This is a genomic window from Ruegeria sp. O11 (genome assembly GCF_056535285.1).
Genome location: NZ_JBQERS010000001.1, coordinates 748,143 through 766,274 on the forward strand (window position 1 = coordinate 748,143; position 18,132 = coordinate 766,274).

Genomic DNA, 18,132 nt, shown 5'->3' on the forward strand with positions numbered 1-18,132 from the left:
GATAACCATTCGCCCATGACAATGATCACTGCCACCCCCGACGACAGTCAGGCCAAACGAAACGTCGCCGTTCTGGTGGCGGCCCAGGCGATCTTGGGTGCGCAGATGCCGATCATGTTCATTGTCGGCGGATTGGCCGGGCAATCGCTGGCCAGCAACGCCTGCCTCGCGACGCTGCCGATTTCACTGATCGTTCTGGGTTCGATGCTGGCGGCCACGCCGATCTCGGCCATCATGCAACGCTGGGGACGCCGCGCAGGGTTCCTTGTAGGCTCCACAGCGGGTGCTACCGGTGGCATTATCGGGGCTTACGGCCTCTATCTCGGCTCATTCCCTGTGTTCCTTGTTGGCAGCTTCCTGACCGGCATCTATATGAGCGCACATGGCTTCTATCGCTTTGCGGCAGCCGACACCGCTTCTGATGCGTTCCGGCCCAAGGCAATTTCTTACGTCATGGCCGGGGGGCTCGCGGCGGCCATCATTGGCCCACAGATCGTAAAGCTGACCTCGCAAGCCTATGTGATCCCGTTTCTGGGCACCTATTTGGCTGTGATTGCAATCAACGTACTGGGTTCTGCCCTTTTCTTCTTTCTTGATATTCCCACTCCACCCAAGCCTACCGAGGATGAACCCAAGGGCCGCACGCGGCTGGAGCTGCTAAAAACCCCGCGTATCGCAGTGGCGATCATCTGTGCGATGGTTTCTTACGCGCTTATGAACCTTGTGATGACATCGACACCGTTGGCTGTTGTCGGATGCGGATATACCGAAGGTGATGCCGCGGATATCGTAACCAGCCACGTACTGGCGATGTATATTCCCAGCTTTTTCACCGGCCACCTAATTGCAAGATTTGGCGTTGAAAAGATCGTGGCCCTTGGTCTGGCCATCCTCGGCGGCGCGGGCCTTGTTGCCCTGCAGGGTGTAGATCTGGGTAACTTTTTTGTGGCCCTTATCCTGCTGGGAATCGGCTGGAACTTTGGATTCATCGGCGCCACCAGCATGCTCGCCGACTCGCACGAAGTGCACGAGCGCGGGCGGATGCAGGGCCTGAACGACCTTATGGTCTTTGGCGGCGTCACCTTTGCGTCGTTGGCGTCGGGTGGGCTGATGAATTGCTCGGGCGGCTCAGCGGTTGAGGGCTGGACAGCCGTAAACCTTGCCATGATCCCGCTGCTGACACTGGCAGGAGGCGCGCTGTTGTGGCTGGTGCTAAGGCCGTCAGACCCTCAAACTGCCTGACTTACCAGCGCCCTGTCGCGGCTGTCTTCATCAAAGAAAACCGACGGCGAATTTCGCCTTGCGCTAAGGCACCCGCAGCCACACGTTCTGGCCGTGCCAAGGCCGCCTGCAGCACCCATTCTGTCTGCCATCCTGCAAAGAGTGCTGGCCGTGCTGCCGCCGATATTTCGCCACGCGCAGATCGCGCACGCGCCAGCCGGTCCAACGCTTTCTGCGCTAAGGTCCGAACACCATCCCGTGTGCCATCTAACAATGGGATACGACCTCGCGACTCGAGCTCGGGAATAGCACGCATCCAATTCGCAATCCCGGCCGCATAACCAAAATTTCGAAGAACAGTCTCATCCGACGCACCCAAAGCCTGCGCCGACACCACCATCAACGATCCGGCGCTGTGGTCGATATAGGAGTCAAAATGCTCCTCATCCTCAAACGGATCGCGGTATATATCCCAACGCCTTACGGCGACATATTCATCCAATTGCGCCGCCAGATGCGGTGAGAGAATACGCGACAACGGCGTGACAACCTCGTGCCGGCGCACGGATGGACCTTCGGCAATTTCCTGCAAGGCATCGCGCCACCATTGCAGGCGCATTTCAGCGATCATGCTTTCCTGCGTCACCCACGGCGCGCGCGCCACTTCGACGTTCAGCGCATAGATCGGGAACAAGACAGCCCGTGCCTCGACCGGTGCGGCCATGGACGCCATAAAGCGATCGGGATCGGCCCGATGCACCAGTTCTGCACAAGCCTTGATGTCGTCGTCGAACTCCACCTTATTCGGCTGCCGCGGACTGCGGGGCGCAATCGTTCACCAGTTTCCACTGGATCGCGTCCAATAGCGCCTCGAACGAGGCATCGATTATGTTGGCACTCACCCCAACTGTAGACCAGCGCCGCCCCTGCCCGTCTTCGCTGTCGATGATCACGCGCGTTACCGCCTCGGTCCCGCCTTGAGTGATGCGCACCTTGAAGTCGACCAACCGCATATCCGACAGTATCTGCGAATATTGCCCCAAATCCTTGGCCAGAGCTTTGGCGAGTGCGTTCACCGGGCCGCGATCACTGCCGCTTTCATCCAGAGACTCACTGACCGATAGCTTCTTCTCGCCATCCACTTTCACAACAACAACCGCCTCTGACAGGCTGACCATCTTGTTGTATTTATTCTTGCGGCGCTCAACGGTCACCTTGTAGCGCTTGACCTCAAAGAACTCGGGCAACTGCCCCAGCTCATCCCGCGCCAACAGCTCGAAACTGGCCTGCGCGGTGTCATAGGAATAGCCCTCGGCCTCGCGCAGTTTGATTCGCTCAAGGATGCGTCCCAATGCCGGATCACCCGCTTCAACGGCCAATCCCGCATCGGTCAGACGTTTGCGCAGATTCGATTGCCCAGCCTGGTTCGACATCGGAATGATGCGCGCATTGCCGACGCTTGCAGGATCGATATGCTCATAGGTCGTCGGATCCTTGAGGATCGCGCTGGCATGCAGCCCGGCCTTATGTGCGAACGCCGACGCGCCGACATAGGCGCTCTGCTTGCTGGGCACGCGGTTCAGGATGTCATCCAACATCCGGCTGATTCGGGTCAGCCCAGCCAAAGCCTCGGGCTTCACGTTAACCTCATAGCGTGAAGCATAGGGTTCTTTCATCATCAGTGTTGGAATCAAAGCGGTCAGGTTGGCGTTACCGCAACGCTCTCCCAACCCGTTCAGAGTGCCCTGAATCTGCCGCGCACCCGCGTCGACGGCAGCCAGAGAACAGGCCACTGCGTTTTCGGTATCATTGTGGGTGTGAATGCCCAATCGGTCCCCCGGCAGACCGGCCGCAATCACCTCAGACACGATCCGCCCGACCTCGGCGGGCAACGCGCCGCCATTGGTATCGCACAAGACGACCCACCGTGCACCGGCGTCAAGCGCTGCACGACAGACCTCAACCGCATATTCCGGGTTGTCCTTATAGCCATCAAAGAAATGCTCAGCATCGAACAAGGCCTCACGCCCCTGCGCCACGATATGCGCGACCGAAGCCCTTACGTTCTCAGTGTTTTCCTCCAACGAGATGCCAAGCGCGTGAGTCACATGGTAATCATGTGACTTTCCCACCAGACAAACGGCTGGCGTTCCGGCATTCATGACGGCCGCCAAAACGTCATCATTCTCTGCCGACCGACCAGAGCGTTTGGTCATCCCAAACGCGGTCATACGGGCCGAGGTCTTGGGAGCGTTCTCAAAAAACGCACTGTCGGTCGGGTTCGCCCCGGGCCACCCCCCTTCGATATAGTCGAGACCAAGCCCATCCAATGCCTGCGCGATCTGAACCTTCTCGGCAGTCGAGAACTGTACGCCCTGCGTCTGCTGCCCGTCGCGCAAGGTGGTGTCGTAGAGATAAAGGCGTTCCTTGGTCATTCGACCCCCTCCAGCTTGGTGGCATCAAACCCGGCGCCGGGCACCAACTCCACACCATCCTTGCTCATCCGAACCTCAAGCCCTGCAGCGATATATGCTGCCTTCAGGCGATCAACCTCTGAGAAATCCTTGCTCTGCATAGCAAACGCCCTCGCATCGGCCAGTTTTTTTGCATGAGATGACAGATCAGCTGAAGCGGTCTCGGCCCAAGCGCCCATATCGTCCACCAACAGGCCGACCACCTGCGCACTCGCCAGCAAAGACGCAGCATCACCATCAGCAGCCAAACGGTGCAGTTCCGCAATGGCACCTGCCGTGTTCAAATCATCCGCAAGCGCATCGATGACCGCAGGTGCCGCGGTGGTTGCGGGCTCGATGCCCGCCGTCAGCGCCCGCCACTTGCGTAACGTCGCCTCGGCCTCACGCGCCTTCTTCTCGGTCCAGTCCATTGGCTTACGATAGTGTGTCTGAAGGAATACAAACCGGATCACTTCACCAGGCACACCTTGCTCCAACAGATCATGCACAGTGAAGAAATTGCCCAGCGACTTGGACATCTTCTTGCCCTCGACCTGCAGCATCTCATTGTGCATCCAGACGCGAGCGAATTCTCCATGCGGATGTGCGCATTTGCTCTGAGCAATCTCATTTTCATGATGCGGGAACATCAGATCGTTGCCGCCGCCATGAATATCAAAGCTCTCGCCCAACAGCTCATAGCTCATAGCCGAGCATTCAATATGCCAACCCGGACGCCCCCGACCCCACGGACTGTCCCAACCGGGCAACTCATCGGTCGACGGCTTCCACAGTACAAAATCCATCGGGTTTTTCTTGTAAGGCGCGACCTCAACCCGTGCACCGGCAATCATGTCATCGACCGAGCGGCCAGACAGCCTGCCATAGTCTTCTTTCCAACTGTCCACCGCAAACAGGACATGACCCTCGGCAGCATAGGCATGCCCTTTGGCAATCAGGTCCTCAATCATTGCGACCATCTGCGCGATATATTCCGTGGCGCGCGGCATTGCATTTGGCTCCATCGCCCCAAGCGCGCCCATATCATGCAAGTACCAGCCTATGGTCTCGTCCGAGCGCTCCTGAACCAACTGCTCCAGCGTACCTTCTGCTCCGGCCTGTTTGCGCGCCAAAGCAGTGGCGTTGATCTTGTCGTCCACATCGGTGAAATTGCGCACATAGGTCACGTGATCCGCACCATAAACGTGCCGCAGCAGACGATAGAGCACGTCGAACACCACCACGGGCCGCGCATTCCCAAGATGGGCGCGGTCATAAACCGTCGGACCACAGACATACATCCGCACTTTGCCTGGATCGATCGGCACGAAATCCTCTTTCGTCCGTGTCCTCGTGTTGTGCAGTTTGATCGTCGTCATCGGGTCGTGCTCCTGAAACAGCATGTTCGTCACGCGTTGGCGCGGGCTTAGCAACTTGTCTCAGGGATGAAAACGAAAGAAACCGGCCCGCTTGATAAATCAGCAGGTAATGCAGCAAATAATGATGCAGGTTTTCTGGTTCATGCGCCGTGGGTAGCACGAGTTCTACGCTGAGCCAAGTCTTGAGTTTTACCAGCCGTATCGGCACTCTGCCTCTCATGAGCCGTGAATACGTCAATTCCATTTGCGCTGAACTGCCCGGGGCCGAGCTTTCCGATCCTTGGGGCGGAGGTCACGACGCTTGGAAAGTGGGCGGCAAAATGTTCGCCTGCGTCGGCTCAGTCGGGGATGGGGTGTCAGTCAAGACACCTGACATTGAGACAGCCCAAATGCTGATCGATGCTGGAGTTGGGATCAAGGCACCATACTTCCATCGCAGTTGGGTTCGTCTGCCCTGGTCAACAGAATCTGAAGAAATGCGCCACCGCCTTGAATCATCCTACGATATCATACGCACGTCGCTCCCCAAGAAAGTTCAAGCAACCTTAACCAATCGTATCTGATTGGTGGTTTTGAAGAGCGCGAAGTGGTTTTTTCAACCTACCTAAAGCGTTTGTTAAAAGCGGAATGTAGTGCGCAGGTTGAAGACGTTTGCGTCAAGATTCCCACCTGACTGAGGAACATTCTCAAAATCCTGTCTTAACGCCTCGCCGCTGATCACGAAGCGATCACCCAGAGGATAAGCCACACCGATGCCGTATACCGCTGCCGTGTCGCTATCGCCCGATGTGCTAGCCCGCGCTGCGCCGACGACGACGTATCCCAGTGCAGAGCCGAAATCGTAGCCCCCACGTAATTTCAAACGCGACATGCTGTCTAAACTGCCTTCCGACTGGCCAAGATCAAGGTTGAGCCAGTTGTATTCGAGTTCACCACCCAACACGAAATTTCCAAAATCGTAGTCGTATCCGATCACAGGGCCAAAACCGACATCGCTTCCGCCAACATTGCCTGATCCGTCAACATCCGCATAGCCGAAACTGAAACCTGCATATGCTCCGGTCCAATCTTCCGACAATACCGGCCCGACACCTGCGAACAGCGCGATGACGAGTGCGGCAATCGTTGACTTCATCAAGCCCTCCAATAAACCAGAAGCGGTCCATAAAAGAATGCGGCGATATCCAACAGAAGGACAATCCGCACCGAACTTCTAATTCAAACCAACAGTTGTCTTAAAATTAACTAGGGATAGGTTAACAGATTTTTAGCGTAACGGAAAAAAAACATTTCTGTGTATCAATTTAACCTGCTCCCATCGCCGGTGAAATTTTTGCACGGAAATTCATTTGCAGGTCGCAAACAGAATAGATTGTGACGCTGAGCGTTGAAACTATGAGTTCAGTTAGATTGGAACACAATGCACAACGAAGTTTGGAAAATACGTCTGGTCAGCCGCACCATCGGAGCGGATCGTGGACGTGCGGCACGAGGGCGACCAGCGGCGGTCTGAGTTCACTCAACCCAATACGCATTTCTTCGACCGGATTCCAAAATGAACGAACAAACCCGAAACTCGTCCCGTAGCGGTGGCCGCGCTGCACGCCGTGCAGCCCGCGCCTCGGCACTGCCAGAGCATTTGCGCCCTATTCGACCCGGCATGGAGGGTGGAACGCTGAAGGTACTGACTCAGCACCAGATTGAGCGTATCCATGAGGCCGCATTGACCGCGCTGGAAACTATCGGACTTGCCGATGCGCCACAAAGCGGGATCGATTATCTGGTGGCCGCCGGTTGTTCCCTAGGCGACGATGGCCGCATCCGCTTCCCGCGTGCATTGGTCGAAGACACTATCGCCAAAGCAAATCGTTCGGTCACGCTGTACAGCCGGGATGGAAAGTCCGATCTGGAGTTGTCGGGAAACCGGGTTCACTATGGAACGGCCGGGGCGGCGGTCAGCATGGTCGATGTGCACGGGCAGGAATATCGTGATTCGACCCTTCAGGATCTCCACGATGCCTCCCGCATCTGTGAACAGCTTGAAAACATTCACTTTGTTCAACGTCCTATGGTGTGTCGCGATATTGCGGACAACCTCGAGATGGACCTGAACACGGTCTACGCCACCACTTCCGGTACGTTCAAACACATCGGCACGTCCTTTACTGAACCCAGCCATGTCGCACCCGCGATCGAAATGCTGCACATGATTGCAGGCGGAGAGGACAAGTGGCGCGAACGGCCTTTCATGTCCAACTCCAACTGTTTTGTTGTACCACCGATGAAATTCGCCACCGAAAGCTGCGAGGTGATGGAGGAATGCATCAAGGCCGGCATGCCGGTTCTGCTGCTGTCCGCCGGCATGGCCGGAGCCACAGCGCCCTCGACAGTTGCCGGGGCGATAACGCAAGCCACGGCTGAATGTCTGGCCGGTTTGGTTTATGTAAACGCCGTAAAGCCCGGTGCGCCTGCGATTTTTGGCACCTGGCCCTTTGGGTTGGATCTGCGCACCGGTGCAATGTCTATCGGCTCTGGGGAACAAGCCCTGCTAACCGCTGGTTGTGCCCAAATGCACCATCTCTATGACTTGCCTGGCGGAGCCGCCGCGGGTGCATCAGACGCGAAACTGCCTGATATGCAGGCCGGTTGGGAACAGATGTGCTCGAACGTCATGGCCGGACTTTCGGGCCTGAATATGGTTTATGAGGCCGCAGGCATGCACGCCTCACTGCTGGGTTTCTGCCATGAGAGCTTAATCCTAAGCGACGATCTGATCGGACAAGCGCAGCGCTGCGTACGTGGAATTGAAGTGTCGGATGAAACTCTGGCGCTGGATCAGATGGCCGAGGTCTGCATGGGCGGCCCGGGTCACTATCTAGGGACAGATGCGACCTTGGGCCGTATGCAGGCGGACTACGTCTATCCAACCCTTGGCGATCGTTCGTCTCCAAAAGAATGGGTTGAACTTGGAAAACCTGATCTGATCGAGAAAGCGGTGAAGCGGAAAGAAGAGATTCTGGCGGTGCCATCCCCGGCCAGATTTGATCCTCTGCTGGATGCCGAACTCCGCGACAGGTTTAACATTCACTTGCCTGCGTAACCCACTGAAATATAAGCGGCCCGAATAAATCGGGCCGCGATTTTTCCAAGTGGATCAACCGTTGGACGGCGGCAACAGACCAGCCTGTTGGGCGATTGTGATCTCATCCTGATCAAGCGCGCCGTCGCCGTTTGCGTCCATCTGCGCGAAACCCTCGGCGTCAACTTCTGGCACAACGGCCTGAACCTCGTCGATTGTCAGCACGCCATCGCCGTTGGTGTCAGCTGCGTTCTGGGCCAACACCAATGTCGGCAATCCAAGTGCCAGCGCCGATATTACGGCCAATTTCTGCGGTTTCATATTTGCCTCCTGAGTGTGTCTTCTTAAGTGTTTGTGTCCGGACAAGCGCCAAAAGAAAGCCACCCAAAGGACAAGTCACCCGCCCAGATTGATTTTGTTCCATTCGGGCCAATCTCTGCGTGTTTGCCCGAGTCGCATCTGCGGAGGTTTGCCGGGCAAAATGGCCCACACAGGTTTCGGCAACTCTTGCCCGACCCGGGCAAGATAATCTGGCAATCCCCTGCTCAAAAACCGACTCAGACTTGAAAAAAGAAAGGGGGCCGAAGCCCCCTGTCAGTTTCGCCTTCCAGGCTCATTTCGTTGACCGCCCGGTGTTTTTTTGCCTGCGGCCTGGACTGCGCATGGGACGAGCGCACCCGCCCCGTGAGAGAGTGGGAGGGAGCAAATATTCCGCCCCACCCTGTTCCCGGCCAACACGGGCATGTCGGCCGAGTGGACCAAGGCATCGATGGTAAGTCTCAGCGCCTTGCTCCGTATTCGTCGGGGTCGGTACCTGTGGCAGCTATCCGACCCCTGCACCCCGGGTTGCCGGGGTGCTAAACTCAGCTACACCCGCTTGTCGCGCCGCAAGTGTTGCACTTCATGCAGGTGCCGTTGCGCACCAGCGTGTAGTTTCCACATTCCCCGCAGGGATCACCCTCGTATCCTTGCATCTTTGCTTTGGTGCGGGCGTCCATTCCTGTCGCTACCGCCGTTTCAGCAGGAGCTTCGAATGTCGCTGCGGTCTCCGCCATACCGGTCACGTCGGCTTGACCACCGTTGAAGACCATCAGATCCTGTGGCAGACGCTTACGCAGATAGCCGGTCGAGCTGATTTGTTTCAACACTTCCAATGACTTGGTCGCCGCAGTTTCACTGATTTCTGAAACATTCGAAAGACCGTCTTCTTCGCCCCTACCCAAATCATCGAAGGTTGCGCCTTCTGGCTTCACATGGGCCAGATCGGTGCGGTCCAGATAGGACACGGCCAGTTCACGGAATATGTAATCCAGGATCGACGTTGCGTTCTTGATCGAGTCGTTGCCCTGAACCATTCCCGCAGGTTCGAACTTGGTGAAGGTGAAGGCGTCGACAAACTCCTCCAGCGGCACGCCGTATTGCAGACCGACTGACACGGCGATGGCAAAGTTGTTCATCATCGCTCGGAAGCCAGCACCTTCCTTGTGCATGTCGATGAAAATCTCACCCAGCTTGCCGTCTTCGAACTCACCGGTGCGCAGATAGACCTTGTGGCCGCCAACGATCGCCTTTTGGGTATAACCTTTGCGGCGATGCGGCAGTTTCTCGCGATGGCTGCGGATCATTTCCTTGACCACGACCTTCTCGATTACCTTCTCGGCCAGAACGACGGCTTTTTCCTGCGTCGAACCGCTTTCCAGCACTTCTGCTGCTTCGTCGTCGTCCTCAACCAGTGCCGCGGCCAGAGGCTGAGACAGTTTCGAGCCGTCACGATAGAGTGCGTTCGCCTTCACACCCAACGACCAGCTGAGTTCATAAGCCTTCTGGCAATCCTCGATGGTGGCGTCATTCGGCATGTTGATCGTCTTCGAGATCGCGCCCGAGATGAAGCTCTGCGCTGCAGCCATCATGGTGATGTGGCTATCAACCCCAAGGAAACGCTTACCTTTCTTGCCACACGGGTTGGCGCAGTCGAAGATCGAGTAGTGCTCTTCCTTCAGATGCGGCGCGCCTTCCAGTGTCATGGTTCCGCAGACATGGTCGTTCGCTGCGTCGATATCCGCCTTGGTAAAGCCCAGATGGCGCAGCAGATCGAAAGTTGGGTCATTCAGCTTGGTCGCCGGGATGCCCAGAACGCCGGTGCAGAAATCCTCGCCCAGCGTCCACTGGTTGAAGACAAACCGGATGTCGAACGCGCTTTCCAGCGCAGCATCGACTTTGGCCAGTTCATTGGGGCCAAAGCCGTGGCCAGTCAGAGAGGTGTGGTTGATCCCCGGCGCGTTGCCGATGGTGCCGTGACCAACCGCGTAGCCCACGATCTCTTCGATCTGAGCCGAGGAATAGCCCAGCTTCTCGAGCGCCGAAGGCACCGAACGGTTGATGATCTTGAAGTAGCCACCACCGGCCAGCTTTTTGAATTTAACCAGCGCAAAATCAGGCTCGATCCCGGTTGTGTCGCAGTCCATCACAAGACCAATAGTGCCGGTCGGTGCGATAACTGTGGCCTGCGCGTTGCGATAACCGTTCTTCTCGCCGAGGCTCAGAGCCTCATCCCAAGCGGACATGGCCAGATCGACCAGACGTTTATCCGGACAGTTGCCGTGGTCCAAAGGCACCGGCTTCACCGCCAGTTTCTCATAACCCTCGGTCACGCCCTGCGATGCGCGGCGGTGGTTACGGATGACGCGCAGCATTTGGTCGGCGTTCCGTTCGTACCCCTTGAACGGTCCCAGCTCACCGGCGATCTCAGCCGAGGTTGCATAGGCCACGCCGGTCATGATCGCGGTCAGCGCACCACAGATCGCCCGACCCTCGTCCGAGTCGTAGCTGTAGCCCATGTTCATCAGCAGGCCGCCGATATTGGCATAGCCCAGACCCAGCGTGCGGAAGTCATAGGACAGTTGCGCGATTTCCTTCGACGGGAACTGCGCCATCGTTACCGAGATTTCCAGCGTCAGGGTCCACAAACGCGAAGCGTGCATATAGTCGGCTGCCTGGAACTCACCGTGCTTGAGGAAGGTCAGCAGGTTCATCGACGCCAGGTTGCAAGCCGTGTCATCGAGGAACATGTATTCAGAGCACGGGTTCGAGCCGCGAATCTCGCCATCTTCGGGGCAAGTGTGCCATTCGTTGACGGTATCGTGGAACTGGATGCCCGGATCGGCGCAGGCCCAAGCGGCGTGGCCGACCTTCTCCCACAGATCGCGCGCTTTGACGGTGCGGGCAACCTTGCCGTCGGTACGGTTGATCAGTTCCCAATCGGCGTCTTTCTCAACGGCAGTCAGAAACGCGTTGGTCACGCGGATCGAGTTGTTCGAGTTCTGGCCAGAAACCGAGCTGTAGGCTTCCGAATCCCAGTCCGTGTCATAGGTCGGGAATTCGATGCTGTCGTGGCCCTGCTTGGCGTAATCCAGCACGCGCTTGATATAAGTCTCGGGGATCGCAACCTTTTTCGCCTCGCGAACCGCTTTCTTCAGGCTGTCATTCTTATTGGGATCATACGCATCATCCTGCGCGCCGTCCCAGCTGCGGATGGCCTCGAAAATGCCATTCAGCATCTTCTCGTGCATCTTTGATCCGGCAACGATCGAGGCCACCTTCTGCTCTTCGATCACCTTCCATTCGATGAATTGCTCGATGTCCGGGTGATCTGCATCGACGATCACCATCTTTGCTGCCCGACGGGTTGTTCCGCCTGATTTGATCGCGCCAGCGGCGCGGTCGCCGATCTTGAGAAAGCCCATCAGGCCCGAGGATTTACCGCCACCCGACAACGCCTCGCCTTCTGCGCGCAGATGGCTGAAGTTGGTCCCGGTACCAGAGCCGTATTTGAACAGGCGCGCCTCACGCACCCACAGATCCATAATGCCACCTTCGTTCACCAGATCATCGTCCACTGACTGGATAAAGCAGGCGTGTGGTTGCGGATGCTCATAGGCGGATTTCGATTTAGTCAGCTTGCCGGTTTTATAGTCGACATAATGGTGCCCCTGCGCCGGACCATCGATGCCATAGGCCCAGTGCAGACCTGTGTTGAACCATTGCGGCGAGTTCGGTGCAGCACGCTGGGTCGCCAGCATATAGCGCATCTCGTCGAAATAGGCGCGCGCGTCTTCCTCGGTCGAGAAATAACCGCCCTTCCAACCCCAATAGGCCCATGCGCCTGCGAGACGGTCGAACACCTGTTTCGAAGACGTCTCACCATCAAATTCAGCGCCATCAGCGGGGACCGAACGCCACAGGAATTCAGGAACGTCCTTTTCCTTAACCTTCTTCAGCTTGGATGGAACACCTGCCTTGCGGAAGTACTTTTGCGCGATGACGTCGCTGGCGACCTGGCTCCACTTTGCTGGCACTTCGATTTCGTCAAGACGGAATACGATTGTGCCGTCCGGATTGCGAATCTCGGATGTTGCGGACACAAAATCCAGATCGGCATACGCATCCTGTCCAGGTTTGGTGAATTTTCTTTCAATTTTCATGTCCGCTGCCCCAGCTACGATCTGTCCAAATTTTAGTACCCGGCACAAAATCTTGATGTCGCGGTGTGCCGCCCGCCCTGCCGGAATATTGAGACGCAAGGGACCAAGCGCTGCCGATAACAGCGCAGAACCGTAAATACGGTTTCACGTCATACTGGTTTGCATTCCGTCCCTCGTCCGATGCCTTTTCTGGTTATTGCTACCAGATTTAGTGGCTCGTCCTTCGGCCTATACAATCTGACGTATATTTCCATAGATGGTCAACGGGCTTTTTCAGTCATTTTTGGAATCTTTTAGCTTGACCTGATCTGACGAACCGGCGGTTTCTTGCCGGATCGCGATTCCTCCACAGGCCTATCCCCGGATACCAATCAATCTACGTTCGTTGCGTCAGAGTGATTTCTCTTTTTTTCCACCACAGTTAGAGGAAATTGATCAACCAGTCCGGCATTAAGGACATATTCAGAGAATCATCGTCACCGCAATGTGGCGCGTGCCATAGTTTGTAAATCACGACATTTCTGGATGGGAAATCTATTCAACATGCGTTTGATTTCGTTGTTAACTATTATGGGCTTAATAGTGTCCTGCACAGCACAGGACGTTCCGCCTGCGTCTCGTAGCGCTCAATTCGATGGGTACCCGCAGAACCTGTTCAATTCCTTCAAGACAGACTGCGCTGGCCCTGGCGACAAATTCGTCAAAACCGGGACAAGCAGTTTTGAATGCCGCGAAATACTTTCGCCCGAGGCGACAGCCTATCTGATTCTCAATTTTGATGGATATTCTCAAAATCTGCCGAAGATCGTGACGCGGCTAAGCTCAGCAAAGAATCAAGCAGGCTACCGTGTGGATGCCGAATTGTTTTTTATCGTTCCCCAAAAAAGCGGAAGCACACTTAAGATTCCAATCGAAAGCGATGAATTGGACAGGGATTTTTCCAGACTCTACACCGACTATGGCGGAACGCCGGTGTAAGAGTGGAAATGGTCGGGGCGGCAGGATTCGAACCTACGACCCCCTGTACCCAAAACAGGTGCGCTACCAGACTGCGCCACGCCCCGGACCGTGCGCCTTCCTAAACGTGCCGATCTGATTTGAAAAGCCCTAACAAGGCCAAATTGCAGGACCTTGCGAAAAAACTTGGTGACGCATCTGTGTTCCTGGTCGAATACCATAGCGCGCGGCAAGTCCCGCATTGATTTCAAGCACGGCATAAACCGAATCGCCGCCTTCGATCGGGGTCAGATCGCCGGGGATCGCACCCTCATGCACGCGGGTGACGGTTCCTGCTTTGTCGGTAAAGATCATGTCCAAAGGGATCAGCGTGTTCTTCATCCAAAACGCCACCCGCTGCGGTGGATCAAAGATGAACAGCATGCCAGAGCGGTTAGGCATATTCTCACGAAACATCAGCCCGCGTGATCGTTCCTGAGGGGTAACGGCTAACTCGATATCAAATCGAACCTGCGCAAGTTCATTTCGCAACTCGACACGGTCAGAACGGCATTCGGCTTGCGCGCCACCACTGATCAGAAATGTCAGGGCCGCTACGAGTAATGCTGTTCTCATACTTTAAGACCTAGGTGTTCAAAGCCGCTTCCCAGGCAAGAACCTGTGCCGCCATCCGTCCGCGTTTTCCGTCAATCACACGCATGGCCAAGGCTTCTCCCGGTTGCAGATCCGCAAGACCTGAACGGCGAAGAACCTCAATGTGCAAGAATACATCTTCGCTGCTTCCGAAGACATTGGCAAAGCCGAATCCCTTGCCTTTGTCGAACCATTTGACACGCGCTGCCTCTAATGGAGCATTGCCGATCACGGTCGGATCAAGCTCCGCAAAGTCGGCCAGCATCATTGTTTCTGCCCGTACGGGTGGATCGACGCTGATCACTTCGACCGCCTGAACACCGCGATCAGTTTTGTGCGTCATAATCTCGATACCAGCACCGTCGGCGACCGAGCTCTGACCAAAATTGCGCAACACATTGACATGCAACAGAATGTCCGGACCGCCATCGTCGGACACAACAAATCCGTATCCCTTTGCGGGATCGAACCATTTAACGTGTCCATGGACGCGATACATGCTGTTCAAATCTTCTGGCACTGTTTTCCCGTTACGATAATAGGCAAGCCGTTAAGGGTTTGTTGTTTATGATATTCACTCGCAAATTCAAGCTGAAAAAAACTATTAATAGCAATCAGTTGCATTTCACGGTACGCGAACATCACGGATTCAACCTCTGCACTTGCCAATCGGAATCGGCGTTACGCCTCTTCCATTGAAACCTGTCATGCAACCTGAAGGCTCCATCAGCCCAGAATTCCACTTCGACAGGTGAAACCCGATACCCTCCCCAGAATTCCGGGCGCGACGGATTGGGTCCCAACTTTGCCGTCACCTTTGCCACCTCGGCCATCAAAGATGCCCGGCTCTCCAGAGGTTGCGACTGGCGAGAGGCCCAGGCACCCAGACGGCTCTTAAGCGAGCGCGAGGCATAATACGCGTCTGCCCCAGGCCCGTCTTCTTTGCTGACTATACCACGAACTCGAATTTGACGCCGCAAAGATTTCCAGTGCATCACAAATGCCGCTTTATGGGCACTATCCAGTTCCTGTGCCTTGGCGCTGTTATAGTTCGTGTAGAAGACAAATGCGTCTTTTTCGATTTCTTTCAGCAGAACCATTCTTGCATTGGGCAAACCTTCCGAATCCACGGTTGCCAATGCAATCGCGTTCGGATCGTTTGGTTCGGTCTTTTCCGCCTCAGCCAGCCACCGACCCGCGATTTCAAACGGATCAGTCCCGGCAAAGATGCCATTATGCTCGTTCATTTCCATCCCCTGGAAATAATTAACCCGACCCTAAGGCGAGAACCCGCTGCGGGCAAGAGCGCATGGCCTTGCCGCAGGACAATCAATGGCATAAACCAACTCAACACAATGCGACGACAGGCGGAGAACCGAAGATGTCAAATCAGTTGATGGCCGGAAAACGCGGCCTCATCATGGGACTGGCCAATGACAAATCAATCGCATGGGGGATAGCCCGCGCCTTGTCCGACGCCGGGGCCGAATTGGCCTTTTCCTATCAGGGAGACGCGCTGAAAAAACGTGTCGACCCGCTGGCTGCGCAATTGGGCAGCGAAATCGTTCTGCCCTGCGATGTCAGCGACGAGGAATCGATTGATAACCTTTTCAACTCGCTTGAAGAGAAATGGGGAAGGCTTGACTTTGTTGTTCACGCCATTGGCTTTTCTGACAAGAACGAGCTTCGTGGGCGCTACGTCGACACATCGCGCGCTAACTTCAATCTGACGATGGACGTATCGGTCTACTCTTTTACAGCCGTTATGCAGCGCGCAGAGAAGATGATGGGCGAAGGCGGTAGCGCAGTAACCCTCACCTACTACGGCGCTGAACAGGTCATGCCCCATTATAATGTTATGGGTGTCGCCAAGGCTGCGCTTGAGGCATCGGTCAAATATCTGGCTGAGGATCTGGGAAAAGACGGTATTCGCGTCAACTCGATCTCGGCGGGTCCAATCAAGACACTCGCAGCCAGCGGCATCGGCGATTTCCGCTATATCATGAAGTGGAACGAGTATAATTCTCCGCTGCGTCGCAACGTGACCATCGATGATGTCGGCAAATCAGCGCTGTACCTGCTGTCAGACCTCAGCAGCGGTGTGACCGGAGAGAATCTGCACGTGGATTCGGGATATCACATCGTCGGAATGAAGGCCGTCGACGCGCCGGATGTTGAAAAAGGATAAAAGACCATGAGCGCCAAGGACCGCCTGCCCCACGAAAAAGGCTTCCACATCAGCTGGGATCAGATTCATCGCGACTCGCGCGCCCTGGCTTGGCGTCTGGATGGGCAAGGTCCAGATGATGGCGCTTGGCGTGCCGTCGTAGCGATCACTCGAGGCGGAATGGCTCCTGCGATGATCGTCAGCCGTGAACTGGATATCCGCACGGTCGATACCGTCAGCGTGCGGTCCTATCACCATCAGTCACAAGGAGAGGCTGAGATCCTAAAAGCCCCCAATGCTGATTTGATGGGCGATGGGACCGGTATCCTGATCATAGATGATCTGGTCGACAGTGGAAAAACGCTTGAACTCGTGCGCGAAATGTATCCCAAGGCGCATTTCGCGACTGTATATGCCAAACCCAAGGGCCGGCCGATGGTTGATACCTTTATTACCGAGGTCAGCCAAGACACCTGGATCTTCTTCCCATGGGATATGGCCTTGCAATATGTCGAACCCTACCGGGGTACCGATTGATCAAGCGTTTGCTTGAACACTAATAACACGGACTTTCCATGAATATGACCCGTACCGCCGCCACCTTTGCCCCTCCGGTGATGGAGGCGCGGCGTTGGTTGGAAGGGGTCGAGTTTCCTGAAGACCGTCCGCTCATAAATGTCAGCCAGGCGGCTCCGGTCGATCCGCCGCCACGGGCCTTGCGGCAAGCTATGGCCGAATTCGCAGTCGAACGGGACAGCGCACATCTTTATGGCCCAGTTCTGGGCAATGATGAATTACGGACCGAGCTGGCTGTACAGATCAGCCAACACTATGAAGCAAGAGTTAAGGCTAATCAGGTCGCGATTACTTCGGGCTGTAATCAGGCTTTCTCGGCCGTGATCTCGGCGATTACGGATCAGGGTGATGAGGTCATTCTGCCAACCCCGTGGTATTTCAATCACAAAATGTGGCTGGATATGGCCGGTGTCAAAGCCATCGACTTGCCCACCGGTAACGATCTGTTGCCCGACCCCGAGATGGCGCGCGCACTGATCACCGAGAAAACGCGGGCCATTGCATTGGTAACGCCGAACAACCCCGGTGGTGTCGAATACCCATCAGACCTGGTACGCCGCTTCTATGAACTCGCGCAGGAAACAGGGATTCGTCTGTTGGTTGATGAAACCTATCGCGATTTCGACAGCCGATCTGGTGCGCCACATGAATTGTTCCAGCAGCCTGATTGGTGCGAAACCTTTGTGCATCTCTACTCGTTCTCGAAAGCCTATCGCCTGACTGGGCACCGAGTCGGCGCAATTGCTGCCGGTTCGTCGCTTTTGTCGGAGATTGAGAAGTTTTTAGACACAGTTGCGATCTGCCCCGGCCAGATCGGTCAATTCGCTGCGCTTTGGGGAATGCAGAACCTGTCTCATTGGGTTGCCGGTGAGCGTAATGAGATTCTAGACCGAAGGGCTGCAATTGCCGAAGGAATGCCTCGGCTAGAGGCAAAAGGCTGGCGTCTTCTGGGGCTGGGTGCCTACTTCGCCTATCTCAAACACCCCTATCAAATCGCATCGGACGATATGGCGCGGCAGTTGGTGCCTGAGGCGGGCATTCTGCTGTTGCCCGGAACCATGTTCATGCCCGCGCATGACCCGGCAGGGAAACAACAGGTCCGCATCGCGTTTGCCAATCTCGACCGCGCCGGAATCGCGCAATTGTTCGACCGTTTGCAGGCCCTGTCCTTCTAAGCTTGCCCCTC

16 protein-coding genes and 1 tRNA gene are annotated in these 18,132 nt (G+C 55.9%); 7 read left to right on the forward strand and 10 right to left on the reverse strand.

From position 1 onward, the window contains the following. The first annotated feature begins 15 nt into the window (after nucleotides 1–15). Nucleotides 16–1,242, forward strand: coding sequence for an MFS transporter (locus ACRZ91_RS03755; protein WP_480902706.1), 1,227 nt, complete (start codon nucleotides 16–18; stop codon nucleotides 1,240–1,242). Nucleotide 1,243: 1 nt separating this feature from the next. Here ACRZ91_RS03755 and ACRZ91_RS03760 read toward each other — a convergent pair whose 3' ends face one another. The 3 genes from ACRZ91_RS03760 to cysS are packed head-to-tail and all read right to left on the reverse strand — an operon-like array spanning nucleotide 1,244 to nucleotide 5,053. After that, nucleotides 1,244–2,020 (reverse strand): squalene/phytoene synthase family protein, encoded by a 777-nt coding sequence (locus tag ACRZ91_RS03760; protein ID WP_480902708.1) that lies wholly within the window; start codon nucleotides 2,018–2,020, stop codon nucleotides 1,244–1,246. Nucleotide 2,021: 1 nt separating this feature from the next. Beyond that, entirely contained in the window at nucleotides 2,022–3,656 is a 1,635-nt protein-coding gene (gene cimA / locus ACRZ91_RS03765) for a citramalate synthase (protein WP_480902710.1), read from the reverse strand. Then, a complete protein-coding gene (gene cysS, locus ACRZ91_RS03770; RefSeq protein WP_480902713.1) occupies nucleotides 3,653–5,053 on the reverse strand; it encodes a cysteine--tRNA ligase in 1,401 nt (466 codons plus the stop codon). The genes cimA and cysS overlap by 4 nt, the downstream gene beginning before the upstream one ends. Nucleotides 5,054–5,271: 218 nt before the next feature. On the opposite strand from cysS, the gene ACRZ91_RS03775 reads away from it, so the two are divergent. Next, nucleotides 5,272–5,616 (forward strand): MmcQ/YjbR family DNA-binding protein, encoded by a 345-nt coding sequence (locus tag ACRZ91_RS03775; RefSeq protein ID WP_170779289.1) that lies wholly within the window; start codon nucleotides 5,272–5,274, stop codon nucleotides 5,614–5,616. Nucleotides 5,617–5,669: 53 nt separating this feature from the next. On the opposite strand, the gene ACRZ91_RS03780 is transcribed toward ACRZ91_RS03775, so the two are convergent. Further along, on the reverse strand, nucleotides 5,670–6,188 hold the full coding sequence (locus ACRZ91_RS03780) for an outer membrane protein (protein WP_480902715.1): 519 nt from the start codon (nucleotides 6,186–6,188) through the stop codon (nucleotides 5,670–5,672). Nucleotides 6,189–6,608: 420 nt separating this feature from the next. On the opposite strand from ACRZ91_RS03780, the gene ACRZ91_RS03785 reads away from it, so the two are divergent. Continuing rightward, complete coding sequence (locus tag ACRZ91_RS03785; RefSeq protein WP_480902717.1) at nucleotides 6,609–8,153, forward strand: trimethylamine methyltransferase family protein; 1,545 nt, start codon at nucleotides 6,609–6,611, stop codon at nucleotides 8,151–8,153. A 54-nt stretch (nucleotides 8,154–8,207) separates the two neighbouring features. Here ACRZ91_RS03785 and ACRZ91_RS03790 read toward each other — a convergent pair whose 3' ends face one another. Both ACRZ91_RS03790 and ACRZ91_RS03795 read right to left on the reverse strand, forming a co-directional pair. After that, complete coding sequence (locus ACRZ91_RS03790; RefSeq protein WP_010440267.1) at nucleotides 8,208–8,453, reverse strand: EF-hand domain-containing protein; 246 nt, start codon at nucleotides 8,451–8,453, stop codon at nucleotides 8,208–8,210. Nucleotides 8,454–8,995: 542 nt separating this feature from the next. Then, nucleotides 8,996–12,613: a vitamin B12-dependent ribonucleotide reductase gene (locus tag ACRZ91_RS03795; protein WP_480902719.1), complete on the reverse strand. Its 3,618-nt coding sequence runs from the start codon at nucleotides 12,611–12,613 to the stop codon at nucleotides 8,996–8,998. 543 nt (nucleotides 12,614–13,156) lie between these two features. On the opposite strand from ACRZ91_RS03795, the gene ACRZ91_RS03800 reads away from it, so the two are divergent. Further along, the gene (locus tag ACRZ91_RS03800; protein ID WP_170539912.1) at nucleotides 13,157–13,591 is read left to right on the forward strand and encodes a hypothetical protein; all 435 of its coding nucleotides are present in this window, start codon (nucleotides 13,157–13,159) and stop codon (nucleotides 13,589–13,591) included. Between the two features lie 9 nt (nucleotides 13,592–13,600). On the opposite strand, the gene ACRZ91_RS03805 is transcribed toward ACRZ91_RS03800, so the two are convergent. From ACRZ91_RS03805 to pdxH, 4 genes are all read right to left on the reverse strand, one after another. Beyond that, a tRNA-Pro gene (locus ACRZ91_RS03805) sits at nucleotides 13,601–13,677 on the reverse strand. A gap of 43 nt (nucleotides 13,678–13,720) precedes the next feature. Beyond that, on the reverse strand, nucleotides 13,721–14,185 hold the full coding sequence (locus ACRZ91_RS03810; RefSeq protein WP_480902721.1) for a DUF192 domain-containing protein: 465 nt from the start codon (nucleotides 14,183–14,185) through the stop codon (nucleotides 13,721–13,723). A 10-nt stretch (nucleotides 14,186–14,195) separates the two neighbouring features. Next, nucleotides 14,196–14,723 carry a cold-shock protein gene (locus tag ACRZ91_RS03815; protein WP_260026218.1) on the reverse strand — a complete coding sequence of 176 codons (528 nt, stop codon included), beginning with the start codon at nucleotides 14,721–14,723 and terminating at the stop codon, nucleotides 14,196–14,198. A gap of 121 nt (nucleotides 14,724–14,844) precedes the next feature. Further along, nucleotides 14,845–15,450, reverse strand: a complete 606-nt coding sequence (gene pdxH, locus ACRZ91_RS03820) for a pyridoxamine 5'-phosphate oxidase (RefSeq protein WP_480902724.1) — start codon at nucleotides 15,448–15,450, stop codon at nucleotides 14,845–14,847. A gap of 134 nt (nucleotides 15,451–15,584) precedes the next feature. Here pdxH and fabI point away from each other — a divergent pair, with 134 nt between their 5' ends. The 3 genes from fabI to ACRZ91_RS03835 are packed head-to-tail and all read left to right on the forward strand — an operon-like array spanning nucleotide 15,585 to nucleotide 18,121. Next, nucleotides 15,585–16,391: an enoyl-ACP reductase FabI gene (fabI, locus tag ACRZ91_RS03825; RefSeq protein WP_010440274.1), complete on the forward strand. Its 807-nt coding sequence runs from the start codon at nucleotides 15,585–15,587 to the stop codon at nucleotides 16,389–16,391. A gap of 6 nt (nucleotides 16,392–16,397) precedes the next feature. Further along, complete coding sequence (gpt, locus tag ACRZ91_RS03830; RefSeq protein WP_010440275.1) at nucleotides 16,398–16,907, forward strand: xanthine phosphoribosyltransferase; 510 nt, start codon at nucleotides 16,398–16,400, stop codon at nucleotides 16,905–16,907. A 38-nt stretch (nucleotides 16,908–16,945) separates the two neighbouring features. Then, nucleotides 16,946–18,121 (forward strand): aminotransferase, encoded by a 1,176-nt coding sequence (locus tag ACRZ91_RS03835; RefSeq protein WP_480902728.1) that lies wholly within the window; start codon nucleotides 16,946–16,948, stop codon nucleotides 18,119–18,121. Nucleotides 18,122–18,132 lie beyond the last annotated feature (11 nt).